Raw genomic sequence first — 2620 nt, 5'->3', positions numbered from 1 at the left:
ACTGAGGGGGCCTCACGGGGACGCCTCGCGGGGGCGGGGGCTTTTTGAGGCGGCGGCCTCGGTGCCGGACTCAGTTCGGCACCGGGGTCGCTTTGTCGTCGGTCCTGGTATCGGCGTCGATCTGGTCGCCGTCGGCAGAGGCTGTTCGGCCTGCGCCGGGAGGCGGGACGCGCGAAGGGTGGGCACCTCCCGTGTGTGCCCACCCCTGCGTGCCGGTTTTGTGTCGCGGCGTTGTGTCGCGGCGTTGCTTAGAAGTAGCTCGCTGCCTTCAGGTCGCTGCCGCGGTAGTCGCCGCTCGCGTCCGAGACCTTGTGGCCGATGCTCACCAGGGCGGCGTGGATGTTGGCCGCGTTGGTGTCCCACTCCTTCATCTTCTGGCCGAAGGCGTTCGCGGCCTCGCCCTCCCAGCCGGCGGCTGCGCGCATGACGGCGGACTTGAGGGCGGTGAGGTCCTCCTCCAGCTTGGCCGCCTGGGCGCCCAGCTCGGTGGTGATCGCGTCGAGGCCGCCGTACTTGACCGCCATCTCGCCGTCGTGGACGTTAACCATGCCGGTTCCTCATCTCTCTTTCGGAGGGGGTGTGCTCAGTAGCTGCTGAGGGCGGACTTCGACGCGCCGTACTGGACGTCGATGCTCTGCACGGAGGCGTGGACCGCGTCGTCGGTCTTGCCGGAGAGCTTGCGCGTCTCGTTGATGTTCTCCAGGAACCAGGTGAGCAGGTCGCCGATGTTCTTGACGCCCTCGTTGATCTCGATCTGCTTCTTGTTGAAGGCGTTGGCGCCGATGCCGCGCCAGTTGGCCTCCATGGTGTCCAGGGTGCCCTGGAGACGGCTCAGCTGGCCGCGGATCGACTCGTACCGGTCGACCATTTCCTTCTCGAGCGCGATGACTTGCTGGTCATTGAGCTTCTGCCCAGCCACCATTGGCGGACTTCCCTTCGTGAACTGCCCTGAGGGCCTGGTGTATGACAGGTGCGTGAGAGTCCGAGGGTGTACCCGGGCACGGCGACCTCTCGGCAGGCATGGTGGCCTTCCCTCCCCGTTCCCCGTTCGCGGTCGCACCGGGCGCCGAACGGCATGTGGCCTGTGCGGCACACTCGACGCCCACTGTAGTCTTTGCGGTTTTCCCGGCCAACCGAACTTCGTGTTGCCTCAGTTACGAAGTTGTCGAGATGTGGCGTACGGCTCCGGGTGGCCCACGTCCGCCATCCAGCGCCTCGCGCCGACCTCGCTGGGGTATTCGCGGACGGTGAGCCACGCTGTGATCCAGCCGGCGTAGTACGTGGCGACGGCCGGCAGGAGGGGTACGGCCAGGAGCACGAGGGCACGGCTCGACAGGGCGAAGCGAGGGGCACGGCGGTTGTGGGCGCGCTTGGCGGCCCAGGTCTCCTCCGGAGTGGGTGGGTCGAGGAGCGCCTCCCGGTGGTCTCGCCGTTGGCGGATCCAGCCCCAGACCAGGGCGGCGAGGGAGGCGACCGCCTGGATGCTGTCGAGCACCAGGCGTGCGGTCGAGGGCAGTCCCCTCACGAACCCCCAGTAGGCGCCGAAGCAGAAGAAGACGAGGATCGCCAGGGTGAGGAGCTGCCCGAGAGTCGTACGCGTACGGGACAGCCAGTAGCGCACGCCGCGCTCGTACCACGAGGTGCCCAGTTTCGGCAGAGCCGGGATGCCCGAGCGGACCTCAAAAGATGCTCGTGATGCCATGCCACACGCTCTTTCCCGCGCTCAGGGCGTCGTCCCCGTACCTCAGGACGTCATCACCCGTCTTGTCCAGGACATTCCCTGTTCCGGCCAGGAGGCCGCCGACAACGCCGTGGTCGTGGATGTCTTCGCTCCAGTGTTCGTGGAAGGCGTGGTCCAGGGTGTTGGTCACGATGACGGTGGTACCGACTCCGAGCGCCGCCACCGCGACCGCGCCCTCCGCCGGGGCCGCGGCCACCGCCGCCACCCCGGCGGCCAGTCCCCCGAGCGCCACACCCCCGTCCACGACAGCCGCGTGCTCCCACGACCACCCTTCGTCGTGGTCGTCCTTCGCCTCCAGCGCCCCCACCGCCGCCGCGGCGGCGATGTCCAGGACCGGTACCTCCCGCAGGAACTCGGGGAGTTCGGCGATGCCCCGGCCGACGCGGAGGGCGTCGGCCGCGTCGCCGAGTTTGAGGTTGAGGACGCGGTCGTAGGGGAGGGCGGTGCTGCCGCGGTCGGCTCGGGCGATGGCTTCTTCGAGGGAGTCGACCTTCATCATGGCGTCGCTGTAGGCGGTCTTCGCGGGGAAGTCCGCCGGGAGGGAGCGGCCCGCTCTCTGGAATGCCTTGCGTTCGGTCCGGAGGGTGTCCTTCGCCGCCTTCGCGTCGGCCTTGGCCTGGTCGATCTCCCCCTTGGCGGCCAGCCCCTTGGCGCGGGCGTCCTCCGCGTCGTAGGCGTACAGGCCGCGCAGGGAGTCGGCGATGGTGAGCTTGTCGGCGGCACTCACCGGTTCCATGACCTTGGCGCACAGCGCGGTGAGCTGGTCCGCCGCGACCAGGCGGGCGTGTTGCGCGGTGTGTTCGATCTCCGTGCGGGCCGTGTTGTATTCCGACAGGGCGGAGAGGGCCTTCTGGTCGGCGGGGGACGGGGGGTTGGAGG

At 68.9% G+C, this 2620-nt stretch carries 4 protein-coding genes; all 4 read right to left on the bottom strand.

Annotation, left to right across the window (positions count from 1 at the left end; genetic code table 11):
* Positions 1 to 248 precede the first annotated feature (248 nt).
* On the bottom strand, positions 249 to 548 hold the full coding sequence (locus AOK24_RS41730; RefSeq protein ID WP_010358604.1) for a WXG100 family type VII secretion target: 300 nt from the start codon (positions 546 to 548) through the stop codon (positions 249 to 251).
* Positions 549 to 583: 35 nt separating this feature from the next.
* Positions 584 to 922 (bottom strand): WXG100 family type VII secretion target, encoded by a 339-nt coding sequence (locus AOK24_RS41725; RefSeq protein ID WP_055725095.1) that lies wholly within the window; start codon positions 920 to 922, stop codon positions 584 to 586.
* 228 nt (positions 923 to 1150) lie between these two features.
* A complete protein-coding gene (locus AOK24_RS41720) occupies positions 1151 to 1702 on the bottom strand; it encodes a hypothetical protein (RefSeq protein WP_055725094.1) in 552 nt (183 codons plus the stop codon).
* On the bottom strand, positions 1680 to 2620 hold a 941-nt coding region (locus tag AOK24_RS41715; protein ID WP_055725093.1), incomplete at its 5' end, for an SPFH domain-containing protein. The genes AOK24_RS41715 and AOK24_RS41720, both read right to left, overlap by 23 nt.

Origin of the sequence: Streptomyces niveiscabiei (genome assembly GCF_001419795.1) — a bacterium.
GTDB classification, from domain to species: Bacteria; Actinomycetota; Actinomycetes; order Streptomycetales; family Streptomycetaceae; genus Streptomyces; species Streptomyces niveiscabiei.
Note: the sequence above shows the minus strand (reverse complement) of the source record. Positions and strands in the feature narration are given on the sequence as shown.

Bases quoted from the DNA above. Each gene is read 5' to 3' on its own strand.
- AOK24_RS41730 (WP_010358604.1), bottom strand. From the start codon at position 548: ATGGTTAACGTCCACGACGGCGAGATGGCGGTCAAGTACGGCGGCCTC.
- AOK24_RS41725 (WP_055725095.1), bottom strand. From the start codon at position 922: ATGGTGGCTGGGCAGAAGCTCAATGACCAGCAAGTCATCGCGCTCGAG.
- AOK24_RS41720 (WP_055725094.1), bottom strand. From the start codon at position 1,702: ATGGCATCACGAGCATCTTTTGAGGTCCGCTCGGGCATCCCGGCTCTG.